Raw genomic sequence first — 21,637 nt, forward strand, 5'->3', positions numbered from 1 at the left:
ACAACCCATCGGCGCTTGAGGCCTGCGTGAAAATACTGGAACGTGTGGAAGACCCCATGAAACCCGACCGGAGGGCAGAGGATGAAAAATGGCGGTGTTCACTACCACTCAATCTGGCGCGACGCTGAAAGCGGCGAGGTCAGGATCATCGACCAGCGCTGGCTGCCGCATGATTTCCGGATCGCCACCCTGTCCTCTCTGGCCGAGTTTGAGGCCGCAATCCGCGAGATGTGGGTGCGTGGGGCGCCTCTGATCGGGGCGACCGCTGCCTATGGTATGGCGGATGCGATGTCTCGGGACCCGTCTGATCAGAGTTTTGAACATTCAGCCTCGGTTCTGAACGCGACCCGGCCAACGGCGGTAAACCTGAATTGGGCGTTGCAGCGCTGCCGGGAGGCCCTGCTGCCTCTGCCAATTGATCAGCGCGCCGCTGCGGCCTGGGCGCTGGCGGATGATATCTGCGAAGAGGATATCGAGATCAATCGCCGGATCGGAGAACATGGGCTTGCTTTGATCCGCGACATCGCCGCCCGCAAACCCTCAGGTGAGCCGGTGCGATTGTTGACCCATTGCAATGGCGGGTGGCTGGCCACCGTGGATTGGGGCACTGCGACCAGCCCGATGTATCAGGCGCATAACGCTGGCTTGCCGATCCATGTCTGGGTTGATGAAACGCGACCTCGGAACCAAGGGGCATTGACCGCTTGGGAGCTGGGCGAACATGGCATCAGCCATCAATACATCGTCGACAACGCAGGCGGTCACCTGATGCAGCATGGTCTAGTAGATCTGGTGATCACCGGGACGGATCGAACAACCTCGACCGGTGATGTTTGCAACAAGATTGGCACCTATATGAAAGCCCTGGCCGCGCATGACAACAATGTGCCGTTTTATGTGGCCTTGCCCTCACCCACCATCGATTGGACGCTGCGGGACGGGGTCGCCGAAATCCCGATCGAGGACCGACCGGACCGCGAAATCTCGCATGTGTTTGGCATGACAGAGGAGGGCATTGGAGAGGTCTGTGTCGTCCCCGATGGCTCGGCTGTGGGCAACCCGGCCTTTGATGTTACGCCGAACCGTCTGGTCACCGGCTTGATCACCGAACGGGGCGTCTGCGAAGCCAGCGCCGAAGGTCTGGCAGCCATGTTCCCCGAAAAGGTTGGCCAAGCCGCCTGAGCGCAGAACGACAAGGATACAAAAAACATGATCGAAAACATGTACAAGGCGCAGGCCGCCGCAGACTGGCGTGCGGCTGCCGGGGCCGATCCGGCGGATCAGGAATTGGCAGAGCGGGTCTACACTTCGCGCCTCATCGGTCAGAACCCGGATCTGCTGATGCATGGCGGGGGTAATACCTCGGTCAAGCTAGAGCGCCCCGATCTGTTCGGCGAGATGCGGCCGGTTCTGCACGTCAAAGGCTCGGGCTGGGATCTGGACACGATCGAAGCGCCCGGACTGCCCGGTGTCTGGCAAGAGCCACTGTTGAAGCTACGCACACTCGATAAGTTGTCGGATGAAGACATGGTGAACTATCAGCGCTCAAGCCTGCTGAATTCGGCCTCGCCCAACCCGTCAGTGGAAACGCTGCTGCATGCCTTCCTGCCACACAAATACGTCGATCACACCCACGCGACGCCGTTTCTGATCCTCGCCGACTTGCCCAATGCCGAGGAGGTCTGTCGCGAGATTTTCGGCGACCGGCTGGGGATCGTGCCTTACATCATGCCCGGTTTTAGCCTCGCGAAAGCAGCGGCGGATGTGTACGACGCCAACCCTGATGTTGAAGGGCTGCTGCTCCTTAAACATGGTCATTTCGCCTTTGGCGCCACCGCGCAGGAAAGCTATGACAAGATCGTTCAGCATACCAATGAGGTCGCGGACTATCTGAGCCTGACCGAACTGACGCCAATTGGTGAACGTCTGCCTGCCAACGGGCTGGAAATGTTGCCCGTCTTGCGCGGTGTGATCGCCGAGGTCACGGCGGATCGGGACGGCGCGATGCCCGTTTTCGATCTGAGAAATGGCCTCGCGACACATGCGTTTATGGCGCGCGCCGATGCGGACGCGCTGGCGACTCGCGGCATGGCCTCACCGGATCACGTTCTGCGCACCAAGGGTTGGCCGCTGGTGCTGAAACAGGCGGACCTAACCGACCGAGAGAGCATCAAGGCCAAGGTCGAAGCCTTCGCTGTGGATTACCGCGCCTATTTCGACCGTCAGGCCCCTCAGGCCGCGGAACCCAAGACCATGCTGACCCCTGATCCCAAACATGCGTGGATCGAAGGGATCGGTGTGCTGGGGATTGGGGTGAACGCCAAGGCGGCCTCAGCCTCGGCTGATCTTGCTGAACAGAACATCCGCGTGCGCGCGGTCGCAGAAGATGCGGGCGGGTTCTATCCCATCGGTGAAAAGGACATGTTCGATTGCGAATATTGGTCGTTGGAGCAAGCAAAGTTGGGCAAAGGCACCTCTCCGCCGTTTCAGGGCCGGGTCGTCATGGTGACCGGAGGGGCAGGCGCTATTGGTCTGGCAACCGCCAAAGCCTTTGCCGCCAAGGGCGCGAATGTCGTTCTGGTGGATCGGGATCAGGAGGCGCTGGATGCGGCCCTATCCCAGTTGGGTCGCTGGCACGCGGCCTGCGCGCTCGACATCACGCAAGCTGACGCTGCCGATACAGCGATGGCGGCTGCAGTTGCGGCCTTCGGGGGGCTGGATATTCTGGTGTCGAATGCGGGCACGGCCACCGGTGGCGCTCTGGTTGAGCTGGAGGATGACGCCTTCCGCGCGGCTTTCGAGTTGAACTTTTTCGCGCATAAGGCCTTTGCTACCGCCGCTGCCAAGCTGATGCAGGATCAGGGGCGTGGTGGACAGATCCTGTTCAACATCTCGAAACAGGCGGTCAATCCCGGTCGCAACCTGGGCGCCTATGGAACCCCCAAAGCCGCCACGATGTTCCTGATGCGGCAACTGGCGCTGGAACTGGCGGGGTCTGGTATTCGGGTCAACGGGGTCAATGCTGACAAGATACGATCGGGCCTGCTGACGGATGCGTTCATCAGGGAACGCGCCGCCGCGCGAGGTGTTAGCGAAGAGGTCTATATGGGCGGCAACCTTCTGGGCCGTGAGGTCGAGGCGCATCATGTCGCCGAAGGCTTTGTCAATCTTGCCTTGATGGAGCGTACCACGGGACACGTCATCACGGTCGACGGTGGCAACACCGAAGCCGAGCTGCGCTAGCTTCGCCCCCTGAAAACACCTGCGCGCGACCGATGAATGGCCGCGCGCAGGAAAAACGTGTCAAATGCGGCGTTAGAAATGCGCCGATTGAGTGGCCGGGTTTTTCGCAACCGGAGGGGCGAACTTGGTCAGGTCGATCCCTTCAACCGAGGCTTTGTATTCCTCGATCGTGGGTGTCCGGCCCAGAATGGCCGACAGGACAACAACCGGGGTCGAGGCCAGCAGCGATTCACCCTTCTTGTCCGGCGCATCTGCCACGACGCGGCCCTGGAACAGGCGGGTCGAGGTGGCCAGAACCGTGTCGCCCTTGGCGGCCTTTTCCTGGTTGCCCATGCACAGGTTACAGCCGGGACGTTCGAGATACAGAATGTTCTCGTACTCAGTCCGCGCCTTTTCTTTCGGGAACAGGTCGTCGAATTCAAAGCCTGAGTACTTCTCAAGTACTTCCCAGTCGCCCTCTTTCTTCAACTCGTCGATGATGTTGTAGGTCGGGGCTGCGACGACCAGTGGGGCCTGGAACTCGACCTTGCCGGTTTCCTTTTCAAGGTTCTTCAGCATCTGGGCCACGATCTTGATGTCGCCCTTATGCACCATACACGAGCCGACAAAGCCCAGATCCACATGCTTTTCGGCATTGTAGTACGAGATCGGGCGGATCGTATCGTGGGTATAGCGCTTGGAGACATCGGCGTTGTGGACATCCGGGTCGGCGATCATCGGTTCAACGATCTGGTCCAGATCAACTACTACCTCGGCGAAGTATTTCGCGTTGTTATCCGGGCGCAGCGCTGGCTTTTCGCCGGACTTGATTTCGGCAATGCGAGCGTCGGCGATGTTGATCAGCTTTTGCAGCATGCCGTTCTCATGCTCCATGCCTTTGTCGATCATGATCTGGATGCGCGACTTGGCCAGCTCCAGCGAGCCGATCAGGGTCTCGTCGTTCGAGATACAGACTGAGGCTTTGGCCTTCATCTCGGCAGTCCAGTCGGTGAATGTGAACGCCTGGTCGGCCAGTAGCGTGCCGATGTGCACTTCGATCACGCGGCCTTGGAACACGTTGTCGCCGTGCTGTTCCAGCATCTGCGCCTGGGTCGCATGCACCACGTCGCGGAAATCCATATGCTCGGCCATCGTGCCCTTGAAGGTCACTTTGACCGATTCAGGGATCGGCATCGAGGCCTCACCCGTGGCCAGCGCCAGCGCCACGGTACCCGAGTCGGCCCCGAAGGCCACGCCTTTGGACATGCGGGTGTGGCTGTCGCCGCCGATGATGACCGACCAGTCATCCACGGTGATGTCGTTCAGCACCTTGTGGATCACGTCGGTCATCGAATGATAGACGCCTTTCGGGTCACGCCCGGTGACGAGGCCGAAGTCATTCATGAACTTCATCAGGCGGGGGGTGTTGGCTTGCGCCTTGAGGTCCCAGACCGAGGCCGTGTGACAGCCGGACTGATACGCCCCATCGACGATGGGTGAGACAACCGTTGCCGCCATCGACTCAAGCTCTTGCATGGTCATCAGGCCGGTTGTGTCTTGTGAGCCGACGATGTTGACCTTGACGCGCACGTCCGACCCGGCATGCAGGGTCTTGCCGGGTGTGGTCCCAACGGCGTTCTTGTTGAAGATCTTTTCAACCGCTGTCAGGCCCTGGCCCTCGTGGCTGATTTCCTTCGACGGAGCAAAGACCAGCGGTGCCTCAACACCCAGTGCTTCGGCCGCGAATGTCTGCAGTTTCTTGCCAAAGACGATGGCGTAGGAACCGCCTGCCTTCATGAATTCAACTTTTTGCGGTGTGAAGGACGAGGTCACGTCGACCAGCTCTTCCCCGTTTTCGCTCAGCAGTTTGTGGTCTTTGGTGTTGATCTTCAGAACCGTACCGGTGGAGACCGAGTACTTCTCTTCCAGGATCGGGTTGCCGTCATTGTTGAGGATTGCGTTGCCATCCTCATCGACCTTTTTGACCCAGTTCTTCAGGTCCAGCCCGATGCCGCCGGTCACGCCGACGGTGGTCAGGAAGATCGGAGAAATGCCGTTGGTGCCTGCGACGATGGGGGCGTAGTTGACGAAAGGCACATAAGGGCTGGCTTGTTTGCCGGTCCACAAGGCCACGTTGTTCACACCCGACATACGGGACGAGCCCACACCCATGGTGCCTTTTTCAGCGATCAGCATGACGCGCTTGCCGGGATGCTTCAGCTTGAGCGCTTCGATCTCTTGTTGCGCGGCCTCGGAGATCAGGCATTTACCGTGCAATTCGCGGTCCGCGCGCGAGTGTGCCTGATTGCCGGGCGACAGCAGGTCGGTTGAGATGTCACCTTCGGCGGCGACATAGGTGACGACTTCGATCTCTTCGTCGATGTCGGGCAGTTTGGTGAAGAACTCGGCCTTGGCGTAGCTTTCAAGGATGTCTTTCGCCACCGCATTGCCAGCATCGAGCGCAGCTTTCAGCCGGTCGGTATCCGCGTCATACAGGAAGACCTGCGTTTTCAGAACCTCAGCCGCCTTGCCCGCAATCGCTGCATCGTCGCCCAATGCCAGATCCAGCAGTACCTTGACCGAGGGGCCGCCTTTCATGTGCGACAGCAGGTCGAACGCGAAATCCTGCGAGATTTCTTCGACATCGGCCTGACCCAGAATGATCTCTTTCAGAAACGCCGCCTTCTCACCTGCGGCGCTGGTTGTGCCGGGCAGGGTGTTGTAGATGAAGAAGTGCAGCGAGTCCGCGCGGTGTTCATTCTGAGCGTCGCGGATCTGGTCAATGATCTCTTTTGTCAGGGCACCGTCATCGACGGGTTTGGGGTTCAACCCCTGCTCTTTGCGTGTTTCGATCTCGGCAAGGTAATCAGTATACAGGCTCATGGCTATCCCGACGTATTGGCGTTAGAAGGTGCTTGAGGTCCCGGTTTCAGACATGGATCTGACGCCCGGGCATACTCTTTGTATGCGGCGGTATACTAAATCAGCAGGGATTGCAAGTTGCGATACTGGGACAGGTTGCCCCAGGCGCGATGTGTTATTCCCGGAATGCTCGCGTGAAGTAGTCGGTCAGCGGCTTGGTCAGGTAGGACAGCGGAGTGCGCTCGTCTGTTTTGATCATCGCCTCGACCGGCATGCCTGGCAGCAGAGTTTGACCGTTGAGGCGATCCAGTTGACCGTCATCGGGGACCAGCTCGGCCCGGTAGAAGGTAAAGCCTGTGCCCTCGTCAGTGAATGTGTCCGCTGAGACATTGATAACATGGCCATCAAGTTCCGGGGTTTCCCGCTGGTTGAAGCTGGGAAAGCGCAGGGCGACTTCTTGCCCACGAAACAGCTGGTCCACATGGATCGCATCGACCTTGGCTGCCACAAGAAGCGGCGTATCCTGAGGCACCACATACATCATCTGTTCAGCTGGCTGGATGACCGACTGCAGGGCGAAAACCTGACTGTCATAAACGGTTCCCGAAACGGGCGCGCGAATATCCAGACGCGAGAGGCGCTCGGTCAGCGACAGGCGCCGTTCAGCAAGCTCGGCGATGCGCGTCTGTGCGTCACGCAGCGTAGTGATCGCTTCTTCGCGGCGGGTTGCGTTCAGCTCCAATATCTGGATTTCGGTCGATGCAATCTGTCCTTTAAGCCGGGCGATGGTCGCCTCGAGCCGCCCGATGGCGCCGGTCAAATTGGCCTCTTCCCGTTGCAAGGCCGATACGCGGCTGGCCTGTGTCAGGCCGCGCTGCAACAGGCTTTCCTGATCCTTGAGCTCTTCGCTGATCAGCTCCACTTGCTTTTGGGCGGCGGTCAACTGTGCCTGTGTGCCGTCGATTTCGTTTTCGATCTGGGTTTTCTGACGGGTCAATTGCTCGGTCTGTTGGGTCAAAGTCTCGTTGCGAGCGTCAAACAGGCGCTGCTGACCTGCGATCAGATCGTCTGGGATGTTTTCGCGTTGCTGCAACTCGCGCAGCTTTGCCGCCAACTCCTCGGAGGTGGCCCCATCGCGTTCCGCTTCCAACCGAGCCTGACGGCTGAGCAGTTCGAACAATTGCGTCTCGACCACGGTCTTTTCCGAAGCCAGAAACGTATCGTCCAGACGCAGCAACAGATCGCCGCTTTCCACGAGATCCCCGTCGCGCACAAAAATCTCGCCGACGACCCCGCCATCGGGATGCTCGACCACCTGACGGTTGCTTTGCACCTCGATCACACCCTGTGAGATGATCGCACCGGCCAGTTGGGTCCGAACGCTCCAGATGCCGATGCCCACAACAAGGATGAGCAGCGCAACAAAGCCCACAGTTGCAGGGAAGGTTATGCGCCAACTGCGGCGCGCAGGAGGGTTGCTCATTTCTCACCCACTTTATTGAGGTGTCGTTTGATCGCACCGGCATTCTGAACCATCGAACCCAGAACTTCGTCCCGGCTGCCTGCTTTGACGATCTGGCCTTTCTCGACCACGATCAGGTCATCACATTCGGAAATCGCCTGCGGGCGGTGCGTCATGATGATTGCGGCCTTGCCGCTTTTCTTGAGGCTGCGCACCGCGCGGTTCAGCGCTTCTGTGCCGTCGGCGTCCAAGGCCGAGTTCGGTTCGTCCAGGATCAGCAGCACAGGATCACCATAGAGCGCTCGGGCAAGCGCGATCCGTTGTTTCTGACCGCCGGACAGCTGGCTGTCATTGCCTTCCAGGAAAGTGTCATAACCCTTCTCCAAAGACATGATCAGCTCATGTGCGTTTGCCTTCTTGGCGGCGGCGACAACAGCGGCGTCATCAGGTTGTTGCGACATCCGGGCGATGTTCTCTGTCACGGTTCCGTTGAACAGCGTGACCTGTTGCGGCAGATAGCCGATGTAGTGGCCCAGATCATCTGCAGCATATTGATCCAGTGTCGCGCCACCCAAGCGAATTTCACCCGCTGCGGGGGTCAGCAAGCCCAAAAGCGCCTTGGCCAGAGTCGTCTTGCCCGAGCCACTTTTGCCGATCACACCCAGCGCCTTGCCGGGTTCCAATAGCAGCGAGGCATTGCGCAGGGTTGGCTTTTGAACGCCGGGCGGAATGACCGTCAGACCTTTTGCGACGAGACGCGCCTCGGGCACGGGCAACTTGGTCTTGGTCTGCTCGGGAGGGGTTTCATCGAGGAAGGTGCCAAGACGAGACCATGCGGTTCGCGCGTTTTCGATCAGCCCCCATTGGCCCACCGCCATTTCCACAGGTGCCAAAGCGCGGCCCAGCAAGATCGAACCGGCGATCATGGCCCCGGCTGTCATCTCGTTGCGCAACACCAGCCAAGCGCCAAGCGCCAACATCGCGGATTGCAGGAACAGGCGCAGCGATTTGGTCAAAGACGTGAAACTACCGGTCCAGTCGCTGGCCGATATGCTCTGTGACAAGGCGTTGCTACGCTGTGACAACCAGCGCTGTGCGACGTCGCCCTGCATGCCCTGCGACCGCACTACCTCGGCGGCTTGCCGCGCTTGTTCCGCAAAGGCATTGGCCCGGCCCGAGGCAACCTGTGCCTCGGCCACCTTCTGTTTGGTCAAGATCTGGTTGAGCAATGCGATGACGATCAGCAAGCTACCACCAGCAACCGCCAGCCAGCCGAGCAAGGGGTGAAACAGGAAGATCGCAGCCAGGAAAACGGGCGTCCACGGGATATCCATGACGGCGAGGAAAACAGGCGACGCGCAAAGCGACCGAACGGCCTCCAGATCGCGCAACGCCGTTGCCGGGGCCGAACGCACCTGTGGATACAGTGCGCGCCGAATGGTTCCGTCAAAAACCCTCTCGTCCAGTGAGGATTGGAATTTGGCCCCGAACCGCGCCACAATCCGGCCGCGCGCGTAGTCCAGCATGGCCATCAAGCCGTATAGTAGCCCCACCAGGAGAAACAGCGCCGTAAGCGTCTCGACCGAGCGCGAACTGAGAACCCGGTCATAGACCTGCAGCATGAACAGCGGCCCGGTCAGCATCAGCAGGTTGACGAAGATGCTGAATAGAAACGCGACACCCAGAAACGATACGCTCTGGTTGCGCACGCTCTGAAGCTCTCGCCTCGGGTTGGGCGGTTTGCGGTTTGTCTGTTTCAAATCAATGTCCCCGACACGATGTCCAGCCTGATGCGGCTACGTTTTTTTACCGCGAACCGAGTCTCGAAGAAAGAGTTAGGGTATGCAACTCGATCGTCAAAGGACCAGCGAAATCCGGCCAAACGGCTAAAATCTGGCAGGTTCCCCTCGGGTCCAGCACCCCAATTAGGCATTGCAAGTTTCAGAATGATTTGGATTATCAAGGGCACGTTGATCGCGCTTCGTCGATCACCCGCCATCCGTGCGGGTTAAAAAAGAATTGGGGAGATTACAATGAGAGTGAAACACTTGCTGGTCGCAGCCAGTGCCATGGCCCTTTTGGCTGGTACTGCCTCTGCGGAAACGCTGCGCTGGGCACGCGCGGGCGACTCGCTTACGATGGACCCGCATGCGCAGAACGAGGGTCCGACCTCGGCCATGGCGCATCAGATCATGGAAACGCTGGTGATGCGCGACCATTCCGGGGCGCTTGTGCCGTCGCTGGCGACGGAATGGGCCCCGTCCGAGGAAAACCCGAATGTCTGGGTGTTCAAACTGCGTGAAGGCGTGACTTTCCATGACGGCGCCGAGTTCGACAGCGAAGACGTTGTCTTTTCGCTCAACCGCGCGATGACGCCGGATTCGGACTACAAAGAGCTGCTCGCCTCGGTCAAAGAGGTGCGCGCGCCGGACAAATACACGGTCGAGATCGAAACCGACGGTCCGAACCCGATCATGCCCAATAACCTGACCAACATGTTCATGATGGACAAGGCTTGGGCCGAGGCGAATAACGCCGTGAAGGTGCAGGACTATGAAGGGGGCGAGGATACATTCGCCGCCAAGAACGCAAACGGTACTGGCCCGTACAAGCTGGTCAGCCGTGAACCGGACGTGAAAACCGTCCTGACCGCGAACGAGAACTACTGGGGTAAGGATGAGTTCCCCTTGGAAGTGACCGAGATCATCTATACCCCGATCCAGAACGCCGCGACCCGAGTTGCTGCACTGCTATCGGGTGAGGTCGACTTCATTCAGGACGTCCCCGTTCAGGATCTGGCCCGTGTTGCGGATACCGATGGTCTGGATGTGCGAACGGCGCCTCAGAACCGCGTGATCTTCTTCGGCATGAACATGGGTGATGCGGATCTGGGCTCGGACAATGTGGACGGGAAGAACCCGTTGGCAGACGTACGCGTGCGTCAGGCGATGTCCAAGGCAATCAACCGGGATGCCATCAAGCAGGTCGTTATGCGTGGCCAGTCGGCCCCTGCTGGCATGATCGCACCGCCTTTCGTGAACGGTTGGGATGAGGGCATGGACAGCTCCTCCACGACCGATATCGAAGGCGCCAAGGCCCTGATGGCCGAGGCTGGATATCCGGATGGGTTCTCCATCACGCTGAACTGCCCCAATGACCGCTATGTCAACGACGAAGCGATCTGTCAGGCTGCCGTCGGCATGCTGGCGCAGATTGGTGTCACGGTGAATCTGGATGCCAAACCCAAGGCGCAGCATTTCCCGCTGCTCTCGAACCTCGAGACCGACTTCTACATGCTGGGCTGGGGCGTTCCGACCTACGACTCCGAGTATATCTTCAACTTCCTGGTTCACACCAAGGGTGAGAAATACGGCTCGTGGAATGCGACCCGGTACAACAACCCGGATCTGGACGCCAAGATCCAGGGGCTGGCCTCTGAAACGGACCTTCCGAAGCGTGACGCGCAGATCGCCGAGATCTGGCAGGTTGTGCAGGACGATCAACTGTATATCCCGATTCACCATCAGGTGCTGAACTGGGGTATGAAGTCGAATGTCGGCACAATCGTTGAGCCGGAAGATTCGCCGAAGATCAAATACTTTACCATGAACTAAGGTTCAGGGTGCAAGACAGGGCAGGGCGCGGACCAGCGCCCTGTCATTTGGTGTTTCACGACTGTTCACCTAAAACAGAGAGGTATCGCCATGACCTTCAAGGCAACGGCCATCGGTTTGGCCTTTTTGGCCGCAAGCGCCGCTCAGGCAGCTGAATTCAAATGGGCCTCGACCACCGATCCACAGACCATGGACCCGCATGCCGTCAATTCGGCTGCTGTTCTTGGCTTTCTCAACAATGTCTACGAAGGGCTGGTCCGCCGCGGCAAGGACATGAGCGTCGAGCCCGCTTTGGCCACTAGTTGGGAACCGATTGGAGACGGCGAAGGCTGGCGGTTCACCCTGCGCGAGGGCGTAACGTTCCACGATGGCAGCAAATTCGACGCGCAGGATGTTCTGTTCAGCTATCAACGTGCCTCGGATGAGGTCTCGGATACCCGCAGCTGGTTTGCACCGATCAGCGAGGTCAAGGTGGTCGATGACTACACCGTCGATTTTATGACCACTGCACCCAACCCGTTGTTCCCGTCGTCCATCGCAAACTGGATGATCATGGATCAGGGCTGGGCTGAGGCGAATGAGGCGGCTCTGCCCGACAAGGAAACCGGGAATTACGCGACGCTGAACGCCAACGGCACCGGCGCGTTTCAGATCACCGCGCGTGAGCCCGGTCTGCGCACTGTTCTGGAGCCTTTTGAAGATTGGTGGGGTGAGGCAGAGCACAACATTGCCCGCGCCGAATTCAACCCGATCCAGAACTCTGCTACCGCTGTCGCGGCTTTGCTGTCCGGCGATGTAGATATGATTGAGCCCGTTCCGATTCAGGACGTGGCGCGCCTTCAGGGCAATGACGAGGTCGAGGTCATTCAGGGGATTGAGGCCCGCGTGATCATGCTGGGCTTTGATCATCAGGCCGAGGCTCTGAAATACACCGACGATGCTGGCAAACCCAACCCGTTCCGGGATGCGCGTGTGCGCCAGGCCGTGGCGCATGCGGTGAATGTCGATGCCATCCTCGCCACGATCATGCGCGGCAATGCCGAGGCGGCCTCGCAACTCGTAAGCCCTGCGATGAGTGGTTACTCTGCGGCCAATGCAGAACGCCCCGCCTATGATGTCGAGGCAGCAAAGGCCTTGTTGGCCGAAGCTGGATACGCGGATGGGTTTTCGTTCGGCCTCAAATGCCCCAATGACCGCTATCTGAATGACGAGGCCGTCTGTCAGGCGATTGTCAGCATGCTGGCACAGATCGGCCTAACAGCCGAACTGGACGCGATGCCGGTGCGCAACTACTGGCCCGAACTGCGCGAGGACAATTACGACATGTACCTGCTGGGCTGGAGTCCGGGCACGTTCGACGCCGAACACCCCGTGCGTTTTCTGGTCGCGACGCCCAACGAAGAGAAAAAGCTGGGCAGCTGGAATTTCGGTGGCTTCTCGAACGCGCGTGTCGATGAACTGCTGCCGCAGATTCAGTCCGAGCTGGATGAAGGCACCCGTCAGGCCATGTTGGACGAGGTCACCAGCATCATTCAGGATGAGCAGGTCTATGTCCCGATGTATGTGCAACCTCTGGTCTGGGGAACGCGCAGCAATATCGAGTTGACCCAACGGCCGGACAACTTCTTCATCCTGCGGTGGGTGAGTGTAAACTGAAAACGCTGTTCAAGGGGCCGGATCGTTCTGGCCCCTGTTTCGTTAGCGGTATCTTGACCATTTGGTCAGACGCGGCTTAGACAGGCCGATCAACCGGGGATTCTGAATGTTCGCATATATTGTTCGAAGGATGTTCCAATCCGTGATCGTTTTGCTGGTCGTGGGTCTGGTCGCGTTCTCGATGTTTCGTTTTGTCGGCGATCCGATCGACAACATGCTGGGTCAGGAACGCACACAGGCCGATATCGACCGGCTGAGGACGGAACTGGGCCTCGATCAGCCATTTATCGTGCAATACGCCAAGTTCCTGCAGGGCGCGGTTCAGGGCAATTTCGGAGTGTCCTACCGTCAAGGCCGTCCGGTCTCGACCATCATCGCTGAACGTGCGCCTGCGACGCTTGAGCTGGCCTTCGTGTCAGGCTTCCTCGCCATCACCATGGGCATCGCGCTGGGCGTCTTCACGGCGATCCGACGACAAGGAGTGGCGGCGAATATCATCATGACGGTCAGTCTGATCGGGGTCTCTCTGCCCACCTTCCTGATCGGGATATTGCTGATCTACATATTCTCGGTCGAACTTGACCTCTTACCCAGTTTCGGCAGAGGTGAGACGGTCATGATCGGAGGTTGGTCAACCGGGTTTCTGACCACCTCGGGCCTAAAGGCGCTGATCCTGCCCGCGATTACGCTGGGCCTGTATCAGATGACCCTGATCATGCGTCTGGTGCGGTCCGAGATGCTCGAGGTCCTGCGCGCCGACTACGTCCGTTTCGCCCGTGCCCGAGGGCTTTCGGACAGGGTAATCAACTTCCGCCACGCGCTGAAAAACACGCTGGTGCCGGTGATTACGATCACTGGTTTGCAACTAGGCTCGATCATCGCCTTTGCCATCATCACCGAGACCGTGTTCCAATGGCCTGGTGTCGGACTGCTGTTCATCAACGCAATCCAGTTCGTCGATATTCCCGTCATGGCCGCCTATCTGATGCTGATCTCGGTCATGTTCGTGACGATCAACCTGATCGTCGATCTTCTTTACTATGCCATTGACCCGCGCCTGCGTGTCGACGCGAGGGCCACATGACCGATACGATCGAAACCCCGCAACCCGCCTCTAAGTCGCGCTTTGCCAAAGCGTGGGACAGCGATTTCGCTTGGTCATTCCGGCATTCGCCCGTGGCTGTCATCGCCTCGGCCGTTGTGCTGATCCTTGTGTTTTGCGCCATTTTCGCGCCCTTGATCGCGCCCTACAATCCGTTCGACCCGGCGACGCTAAACTTGATGAACGGCTTCACACCGCCGGGCACACCGAATGCGTTTACGCAGGAAACCTTCCTGCTGGGCACAGACGACCAGGGTCGGGATGTATTCTCGACCATCCTCTACGGGTTGCGCATTTCCTTGTTCGTGGGGGCTGCCGCCGTATTGCTGGCTCTGATCATCGGAGTCGTTCTGGGGCTGGTCGCGGCCTATTTTGGCGGCTGGGTCGAGACGCTGATCATGCGGATCGCCGACGTTCAGCTGACCTTTCCGGCCATTCTGGTCGCCATGCTGATCTTCGGCATTGCCAAGGGCGTGACCCCGCCTGAATATCGCGATGAGATGGCAATCTACGTTTTGATCATCGCCATCGCTTTGTCCGACTGGGTGCAGTTTGCGCGGGTCGTCCGCGGGGCGGCGCTGGTCGAGAAGAACAAAGAATACGTGCAGGCGGCGCGGCTGATCGGTCGCGGCTCAATCCCGATTATGTTCCGACACATCCTTCCCAATGTCCTCAGCCCTGTTCTGGTCATCGCAACGATCTCGCTGGCGCTGGCCATCATCGCCGAGGCGACGCTGAGCTTCCTTGGCGTCGGCGCGCCTCCGACCCAACCTTCGTTGGGGACGCTGATCCGTATTGGACAGGGGTTCCTGTTCTCGGGAGAGTGGTGGATTCTGTTCTTCCCCGCCTGCACCCTTCTGGCCCTCGCCCTGTCGGTGAACCTGCTGGGCGACTGGCTGCGCGATGCGCTGAACCCAAAACTGCGGTGATTTCATGAGCCTTCTGACCATCCAAGACCTCACCGTCGAATTCCCGACCCGCCGCAAGCTGTTCACTGCGGTGGATCACGCAGACCTGTCCGTCGAGCCGGGTGAAATCCACGGTTTGGTGGGCGAATCCGGTGCAGGCAAATCCACCATCGGCGCGGCTGTCATGGGGCTGCTGGAACGTCCCGGACGGATCGCCAGCGGCCAGATCAAGCTGGGCGGAGAACAGATCAGTGGCCTTGATGCCGAGGCGATGCGCGGCCTGCGCGGCAAGAAGATCTCGATGATCTTTCAGGACCCGCTGACCTCTCTGAACCCTTTGTTCACGATCCGAGAGCAGCTGACCGAAACCATCCTGGCCCATCTGGGTTGCACCGACGCCGAGGCCAATCAACGCGCCCGCGACTTGATCGACCGGGTGGGTATCCCGGACCCTGATACGCGTCTGGACCAGTATCCGCACCAATTCTCAGGCGGGATGCGCCAACGGGTGGTGATCGCCTTGGCGCTGTGTACCGAACCGGATGTTATCATCGCGGACGAGCCGACCACGGCATTGGATGTCTCGGTTCAGGCGCAGATTCTGGACCTGATCAAGGAATTGGCGCAGGAACGGCAGGTCGGTGTTATTTTGATCACACATGACATGGGCGTCATCGCCGATACGACCGACCGCGTGACCGTTATGTATGCTGGCAAGGTTGTCGAAAGTGGAACAACCGCGCAGGTGATGGGGCAGCCCCAACACGAATACACGCGCTCGCTGATCGCGGCGGTGCCGCGGCCGACGCTCAAGCTGCACCGTTTCCCTCAGATCAGCTATGGCGGGCGTGAGACGCGCTTTGCGATCGAGGATATGGCGCGCCATTGGCCGAAAGTGGATAACGACACGTCCAAGCCCGTGTTCGAAATCCGCAACCTGACCAAACGCTTCCTGCAACGGCGCGGACTTTTACCTTGGGACCGGACCTATTTTACCGCCGTCGATGACGTGAGCTTTGATATCCGCGCGGGCGAGGTGTTCGGCGTGGTGGGTGAGTCCGGCTCGGGTAAGTCCACTGTGGCGCGGATGATTGCTGGCTTGTATCCGGTCGATGGCGGCTCGATCACGTTTGATGGGCAATTGGTCAGTGATCTGGGCGACAAAGCCGTGCAGGATGCTTATCGCAAGAACATCCAAATGATCTTTCAGGATCCTTATTCGTCTTTGAACCCCAGAATGCGCGTGGACGAGATCGTGGCAGAACCGATCCGTCATCACCGCCTCATGAGCGGCTCAGACGTCAAGCGTCGGGTGGATGAGCTGTTGGATCAGGTCGGGCTGGGTTCGGAAGCGGGCCTGAAATACCCGCATGAGTTCTCGGGCGGGCAGCGTCAGCGTATCTCTATCGCGCGCGCCTTGGCGACGCAGCCTCGGTTCCTGATCTGCGATGAGCCAACCAGTGCGCTAGACGTCTCGATCCAGGCGCAGATCCTGAACATCCTGAAGGACCTGCAAGAGCATCTGGGCCTGACGATGCTGTTCATCAGCCACGATCTTCCGGTCGTGAGGCAGATGTGCGACCGCGTTGCCGTGATGAAGGCAGGGCAGATGGTTGAGATCCAAGAGACTGACGCCCTGTTCGCCAACCCGCAGACGGACTACGCCAAGGAACTATTGCACCTGATGCCGCGACTTGATGATCTGTCGACCGAAGGACTGGACGTTTAGGTCTTGGTTGTTGGGGCCACATAAGTCCAGCGATAGGCGGGCGGGGTCGGTCCCTTATTGCGGCCACCTTGCTCCATCTGCTCCCACGCGTGAGTCAGGATACCGACCGAACGGGACAGACAGAACAACCCGCGCGCCAAGGGTGGGGCAAAGCCTAGCTCGGCATAGATCACGGCCGTCGCGCCATCGATATTCATGGGGACGGGTTTGCCTTTGCGATGGGCCAGCTCGGTCTCAATCGCCTGCCCGATCCGCATGAAATTACCGCTGCATGCCCCTTGTTCGACGGCTTCGGCGACCAGCGCCATCAGGCGCGGGGCGCGCGGATCGGTCGGGGTGTGAAAGCGATGGCCAAAACCCGGCAGAATCTTTCCGTGAGTGGTGATCCAATCATCCAACGCTTGCCCCAATTCGCCCGAATGCCCTGCAACAAAGTGATAGAGCAGCACCGCCTGCTCTCCGGCCCCGCCATGCACATCGCCCAGCATGTTGACCGCGCTGGCCATCGCGTTGTTCAGGGGCAGTCCGCAGGTCACGGCCATTCTGGCGGCAGCGATTGAGGGCGCTTGCGGGCCATGATCAACGGCCCCGACCAAAGCCGCTTCGAACAAATGGGCTTTGGCTTCGGTCGGTTTCTCGCCGCGCAGCATGAACCAGATCATTTCGACGAAACTCAGATTGCCGATCAAATCCTGGATCGGCTCTCCGCGCAGGTGTATCCGGCCAGGCTCCATGTCGATGATCGAGGTTTGCCACCAATCGGATACATCGCTCATATGATGCCCTCCTTTTTCAAGGCGTTGATCTCATCCTGCGAAAGCCCGAGTTCAGACCAGATTTTGAAGTTGTCTGCGCCCAATTCCGGCGGCGCGGTCCCAGGATGTTTGCGCGCGCCGTCTAGGACAATAGGGCTGCCAGCGAGCTGTAGGTCTTCACCGTGAATGTCCAGCGTACCGATCAAACCCCGCCCAGATAATTGCGGGTCGTCGAGCGCATCGGCGACGGTCAGTACCTGCCCGGTGGGCACTCCAATATCGTTCAACTCTCGCACCCATTCCTTTGCCGGTCGCGTGGTCAGCGTGAGCTCCAATTCCGCGCGCAAGGCGTGACGGTTAGCCTTGCGATCCTCTCGTGTTGTGTAGGCTGGATCGTCCAGCAGGTCGTTCCGACCCAGTTGCCGAGCCAGTGCTTGCCATTGTTCATCCCGATTTGCAGCGATGTTGATCGGACTGTCTGCAGTGGCAAAGGTGCCCGAGGGTGCCGAGGTTGTGTTTTCGTTCCCATGCGCGGCAGGCGTAACGCCACCGATCAGGTGGTTCGAGACGACCCAACCCATCGTAGAAATCACCGCCTCGGTCATCGCAATATCCAGAAATGCGCCACGTGGGGTCTCGTTCAGGGCGGATGAGATGGCGAATGCTGCGGTCAGGCCGCCAACCGTATCAGCCAGAGGGTAGCCAACACGATAAGGGGCCGTGTCCGGCGCGCCGGTGATGGACATGACACCGCTGACCCCCTGAACGATCTGGTCATAGGCTGGATCATCGCGGCGGGGTCCGTCCTGCCCAAAGCCGCTGATCGCGCAGTAGATCAGTCGCGGGTTTTCAGCTTTCAGGATTTCATAGCCCAGACCTAGTCGATCCATAACGCTGGGCCTGAAATTCTCGACCAGAACATCGGCGGTGCGAACAAGCTTTTTCAGCAAGGCTTTGCCCCGGTCGGATTTCATGTCCAGCGTGACGGATTTCTTCGCCGCATTCTGCGCCAGAAAGCTGATCCCCATGCCAGCTTTGTTGCGCTCAGGATCAGCGCCCAACACTCGGGCAAGATCGCCCGAGCCGGGGCGTTCGACCTTGATCACCTCGGCCCCCATTAATGCGAGCTGGTAGCAGCAATAGGGGCCGGCAAGCACGTTCGTCAGATCCAGAACGCGAATGCCGGCCAGAGGGTCAGTCCCCATCTGCAATACCCGCGGCCCGTGCCCGCGCACGGCGCGCACGGTAGCTCGGCAGCAGCACCAGAAGGACGGCGATCACCAACAGGCCTAGGGTCATCGGGCGTTCCCAGATGAAGGCGATCCCGTCATAGAGCTGCATCGAGCGGGCAAAGTTGTCCTCCATCATTCCGCCAAGGATGAACCCGATCAGAAGCGGGGCGAGGGGGTAGTCCGCGAATTTCAATGCAGTGGCGCAGATGCCGAAACCCACGAGGATCAGCAGCTCGGTCGCGTTGTTCTGACCGATATAGGCGCCCATCAGGGTGAAGAACAGGATGAACGGGATCAGGAAATTGCGCGGTACGGCCAGCACTTTGGCGATGTAGGGGATCAGCGGCAGGTTCAGGATCAGCAGCACCAGGTTGCCGATGAACATCGACATGATGACGGCCCAGAAGATCTGAGGCTCATCCACCATCAGGCGCGGGCCGGGTGTCACGTTCAGCGCGATCAGAGCGCCCAACAGGATGGCCGTTGTGCCCGACCCTGGGATGCCTAGCGTTAGCAGGGGTACGAATGACCCGGTACAGGCCGCGTTGTTGGCGGATTCCGGTGCGGCCAGACCTTTGATCGAGCCTTTGCCGAACTCCTCCTGTTCCTGCTTCGGTGCAATATTGCGTTCGACCGCGTAGCCGAGGAAGCTGGCAATTGTCGCCCCAGCCCCAGGCAGGACGCCGATGAAAAAGCCCTGAACGGACTGACGGCCAATGACGGGTGCAATCGCTTTTGCCTCATCTTTGGTAATGCGGAGGTCCTTGATCTCTCCGTCATCGCCTTGCAGGTCTTTGGGCTTCAGGACTAAGAAAAGTGCCTCTGGCAGGGCGAACATGGCCATGGCCAGCGTAATGAAGCCAAAGCCGGACTGCAGGTCCATGATCCCCATGGTGAAACGGGGCAGGTTGAACAATGCACCTTCGCCTACGGTTGCCATGATGAGGCCGAGGATTGTCATGATCATGGCTTTGGCAACCTGACCCGATCCTGCAAAGGCCGCGATGGCAGACAGGCCGACGACCATAAGGGCGAAGTATTCAGCTGAATGGAATAGTAGCGCGACCGAAGAAAGCGCGGGTGCGAAGACCATTAATAGAATGGCCCCGAGTGTACCCCCGGCGAAACTGGCGATGGCCGCGATGGTCAGCGCCTTACCGGCCTTGCCTTGCCGCGCCATCGGGTAGCCATCGAAACTTGAGGCCACGGTGCCCGCAACCCCCGGTGCGTTCAGCAGAATGGACGAGGTCGAACCGCCAAAAATCGCGCCATAGTAGACGCCTGCCAACAGGATCAGGGCTGCCGAGGGATCGCCCATCGAAATCGCGACCGGGATCATGATGGCGATGATCGACATCGGGCCGAGGCCAGGAAGCATGCCGATGAAGGTGCCGATCAGACAGCCAGCAATGACCATCAGCAGGTTTTGAATTGAGAATGCCGTTTGCAGGCCGATCAGAAGTCCTTCGAGCATATCAGCCTCCGAAAATGCCCGGCAGGGGGCGCATGTAGATGCCCAGGACTTCCTGAACCAGATACCAGACCGCGCCTGTGGCGATGAAGGCGACCGGCAACATGATGTGCCACTTGCGCTCGCCCAGTATGAACGAGCCAAGGATCAGGAAGGCAGAAGTTGAGATCAGAAAGCCGACGGGCCGCAGGCACAAGGCGTAGATCACCATCAGGGCCAACAGCATCAAAGCTTGATCAAGGTGGTAGTCACCCAGACGGCGGTAGTCGATATCGGCCGCTTTCGGCTCGGATTTCTCAAACCCCAGCAGGATGATCGTGCAGGCGATGATGCCCAGAACAGATAGCACTTTAGGGAAGGTGCTTGGCCAAATGGGGTTGCGCTGCATGAAGGGGGGCAGGCTGCCATCCATCGTAAACCAGGCGGCGTAGCCATAGGCCAGACAGACCCCAAGCAAAACAAGCGCGATCCAGCGATCCAGCGCCATGACATCCCCTCCCTCGTGTTTTTTGTTGATTGTGGCAGAGCGGGCGGGCCGCTCTGCCGTGAGTGGTGCTTAGAGGAAGCCCAGTTTTTTCATCAGATCGCTGATCTGCTGCTCTTGCTGCTCGAGAAAGGTCGAGAAGTCGTCGCCCGAATTGTGGATGTTCACCCAGCCATTGCGCGCACGTACTTCTTCCCACTCGGGGGTGTCATACATCTTGGCGATGGCGTCTTGGTAGGCGGCCAGCTTGTCTTCGGGCAGGCCGGGCGCTGCGAAGAAACCGCGCCAGTTGACGAAGGTGGTATCGATGCCCTGTTCCTTCATGGTCTGTGCGTCAGGCGCGGCGTCTACACGCTCATCCGCAGTCACACCGATGATTTTCACCTCGCCTGCATTTGCCAAATCGACGGCTTCCGAGAAACCGGTGGACAGCGCTGCGATCTCACCAGACAGCAAGGCTGCCATGGCTTTACCGCCTGCATCATAAGGAATGTATTTGACGCCAAGCGCGTCTTTGCCCGCTGCTTCCATCACCATGGCCGCAACCAGATGGTCCATACCGCCCGGAACCGAGCCGCCGCCGATTGCTGTTGCACCCGGGTCCGCGTCGTAGGCGGCCAGCAGGTCCGCCATCGAATTGATCGGGCTGTCCTTACCGACAACAATGGCCGCGTAGTCGCCGATTGTGCCCGAGACCAGCGTCAGGTCGCGGAAGTTATGTGGGAACACACCCGTCAGTGAGCGGATCACGATGGGGGTCGAGTTCACCATCAGCGTGCCATGGTTGCTGTCGGCGTTCTCGATCAGGTAGCCAATGGCTTTACCGCCGCCGCCGCCCGACATGTTCTCGTAGGACGCGGTGCCGACAAGACCTGCCTTGGTCAGCGCCTCGCCCGTTCCGCGGGCCGTACCGTCCCAGCCGCCGCCTGCGCCGCCGGGGATCAGGAAGTGGATGCTGTCTACGACCTCGTGGCCGTCAGCCAAAACAGGTCCTGCAAGACCAACAGCGGCCACAGCCGCGATCAGGGCGCGACGGCCCAGTTTGAAAGTTGTCATGATGTCCTCCCATTTGACAACTGGCCGCTTGACGGCACAGATTGTGATTAAGAAAACACATCAACCTGACATCAACCTGTCATG

The 21,637-nt window shown here is 59.3% G+C and carries 15 protein-coding genes; 7 read left to right on the forward strand and 8 right to left on the reverse strand.

Annotation, left to right across the window (positions count from 1 at the left end):
* Positions 1-81: 81 nt before the first annotated feature.
* Complete coding sequence (mtnA, locus tag ACR0AI_RS15045; protein ID WP_480675298.1) at positions 82-1,182, forward strand: S-methyl-5-thioribose-1-phosphate isomerase; 1,101 nt, start codon at positions 82-84, stop codon at positions 1,180-1,182.
* A gap of 27 nt (positions 1,183-1,209) precedes the next feature.
* Positions 1,210-3,243: a bifunctional aldolase/short-chain dehydrogenase gene (locus tag ACR0AI_RS15050; RefSeq protein ID WP_480675296.1), complete on the forward strand. Its 2,034-nt coding sequence runs from the start codon at positions 1,210-1,212 to the stop codon at positions 3,241-3,243.
* A 72-nt stretch (positions 3,244-3,315) separates the two neighbouring features.
* Here ACR0AI_RS15050 and ACR0AI_RS15055 read toward each other — a convergent pair whose 3' ends face one another.
* From ACR0AI_RS15055 to ACR0AI_RS15065, 3 genes are all read right to left on the reverse strand, one after another.
* Positions 3,316-6,105, reverse strand: a complete 2,790-nt coding sequence (locus tag ACR0AI_RS15055) for a bifunctional aconitate hydratase 2/2-methylisocitrate dehydratase (RefSeq protein WP_480675294.1) — start codon at positions 6,103-6,105, stop codon at positions 3,316-3,318.
* A 154-nt stretch (positions 6,106-6,259) separates the two neighbouring features.
* On the reverse strand, positions 6,260-7,567 hold the full coding sequence (locus tag ACR0AI_RS15060) for an HlyD family type I secretion periplasmic adaptor subunit (protein ID WP_480675292.1): 1,308 nt from the start codon (positions 7,565-7,567) through the stop codon (positions 6,260-6,262).
* Positions 7,564-9,306: a type I secretion system permease/ATPase gene (locus ACR0AI_RS15065; RefSeq protein ID WP_170638171.1), complete on the reverse strand. Its 1,743-nt coding sequence runs from the start codon at positions 9,304-9,306 to the stop codon at positions 7,564-7,566. The genes ACR0AI_RS15060 and ACR0AI_RS15065 overlap by 4 nt, the downstream gene beginning before the upstream one ends.
* 273 nt (positions 9,307-9,579) lie before the next feature.
* On the opposite strand from ACR0AI_RS15065, the gene ACR0AI_RS15070 reads away from it, so the two are divergent.
* From ACR0AI_RS15070 to ACR0AI_RS15090, 5 genes are all read left to right on the forward strand, one after another.
* Positions 9,580-11,160 (forward strand): ABC transporter substrate-binding protein, encoded by a 1,581-nt coding sequence (locus ACR0AI_RS15070; RefSeq protein WP_480675290.1) that lies wholly within the window; start codon positions 9,580-9,582, stop codon positions 11,158-11,160.
* A 90-nt stretch (positions 11,161-11,250) separates the two neighbouring features.
* Positions 11,251-12,816, forward strand: a complete 1,566-nt coding sequence (locus ACR0AI_RS15075; RefSeq protein ID WP_480675288.1) for an ABC transporter substrate-binding protein — start codon at positions 11,251-11,253, stop codon at positions 12,814-12,816.
* A gap of 106 nt (positions 12,817-12,922) precedes the next feature.
* Positions 12,923-13,900, forward strand: coding sequence for an ABC transporter permease (locus ACR0AI_RS15080; RefSeq protein WP_170483132.1), 978 nt, complete (start codon positions 12,923-12,925; stop codon positions 13,898-13,900).
* Complete coding sequence (locus tag ACR0AI_RS15085; RefSeq protein WP_170471477.1) at positions 13,897-14,847, forward strand: ABC transporter permease; 951 nt, start codon at positions 13,897-13,899, stop codon at positions 14,845-14,847. Before ACR0AI_RS15080 ends, ACR0AI_RS15085 begins: the two co-directional genes overlap by 4 nt.
* A gap of 4 nt (positions 14,848-14,851) precedes the next feature.
* Positions 14,852-16,555 (forward strand): ABC transporter ATP-binding protein, encoded by a 1,704-nt coding sequence (locus ACR0AI_RS15090; RefSeq protein WP_480675286.1) that lies wholly within the window; start codon positions 14,852-14,854, stop codon positions 16,553-16,555.
* On the opposite strand, the gene ACR0AI_RS15095 is transcribed toward ACR0AI_RS15090, so the two are convergent.
* The 5 genes from ACR0AI_RS15095 to ACR0AI_RS15115 all read right to left on the reverse strand — a co-directional run bounded on the left by ACR0AI_RS15095 (position 16,552) and on the right by ACR0AI_RS15115 (position 21,553).
* Positions 16,552-17,331, reverse strand: coding sequence for a citryl-CoA lyase (locus ACR0AI_RS15095; RefSeq protein WP_480675284.1), 780 nt, complete (start codon positions 17,329-17,331; stop codon positions 16,552-16,554). The two genes, ACR0AI_RS15090 and ACR0AI_RS15095, sit on opposite strands and share 4 nt — an antisense overlap.
* Positions 17,328-18,515, reverse strand: coding sequence for a CaiB/BaiF CoA transferase family protein (locus ACR0AI_RS15100; RefSeq protein ID WP_480675282.1), 1,188 nt, complete (start codon positions 18,513-18,515; stop codon positions 17,328-17,330). Before ACR0AI_RS15100 ends, ACR0AI_RS15095 begins: the two co-directional genes overlap by 4 nt.
* Complete coding sequence (locus ACR0AI_RS15105; protein ID WP_480675280.1) at positions 18,505-20,016, reverse strand: tripartite tricarboxylate transporter permease; 1,512 nt, start codon at positions 20,014-20,016, stop codon at positions 18,505-18,507. Before ACR0AI_RS15105 ends, ACR0AI_RS15100 begins: the two co-directional genes overlap by 11 nt.
* A gap of 1 nt (position 20,017) precedes the next feature.
* Positions 20,018-20,500 carry a tripartite tricarboxylate transporter TctB family protein gene (locus ACR0AI_RS15110; protein WP_170460001.1) on the reverse strand — a complete coding sequence of 161 codons (483 nt, stop codon included), beginning with the start codon at positions 20,498-20,500 and terminating at the stop codon, positions 20,018-20,020.
* 69 nt (positions 20,501-20,569) lie between these two features.
* Positions 20,570-21,553 carry a tripartite tricarboxylate transporter substrate binding protein gene (locus ACR0AI_RS15115; RefSeq protein WP_170375647.1) on the reverse strand — a complete coding sequence of 328 codons (984 nt, stop codon included), beginning with the start codon at positions 21,551-21,553 and terminating at the stop codon, positions 20,570-20,572.
* Positions 21,554-21,637: the final 84 nt, after the last annotated feature.

This window comes from Ruegeria sp. BG3, from assembly GCF_056538485.1.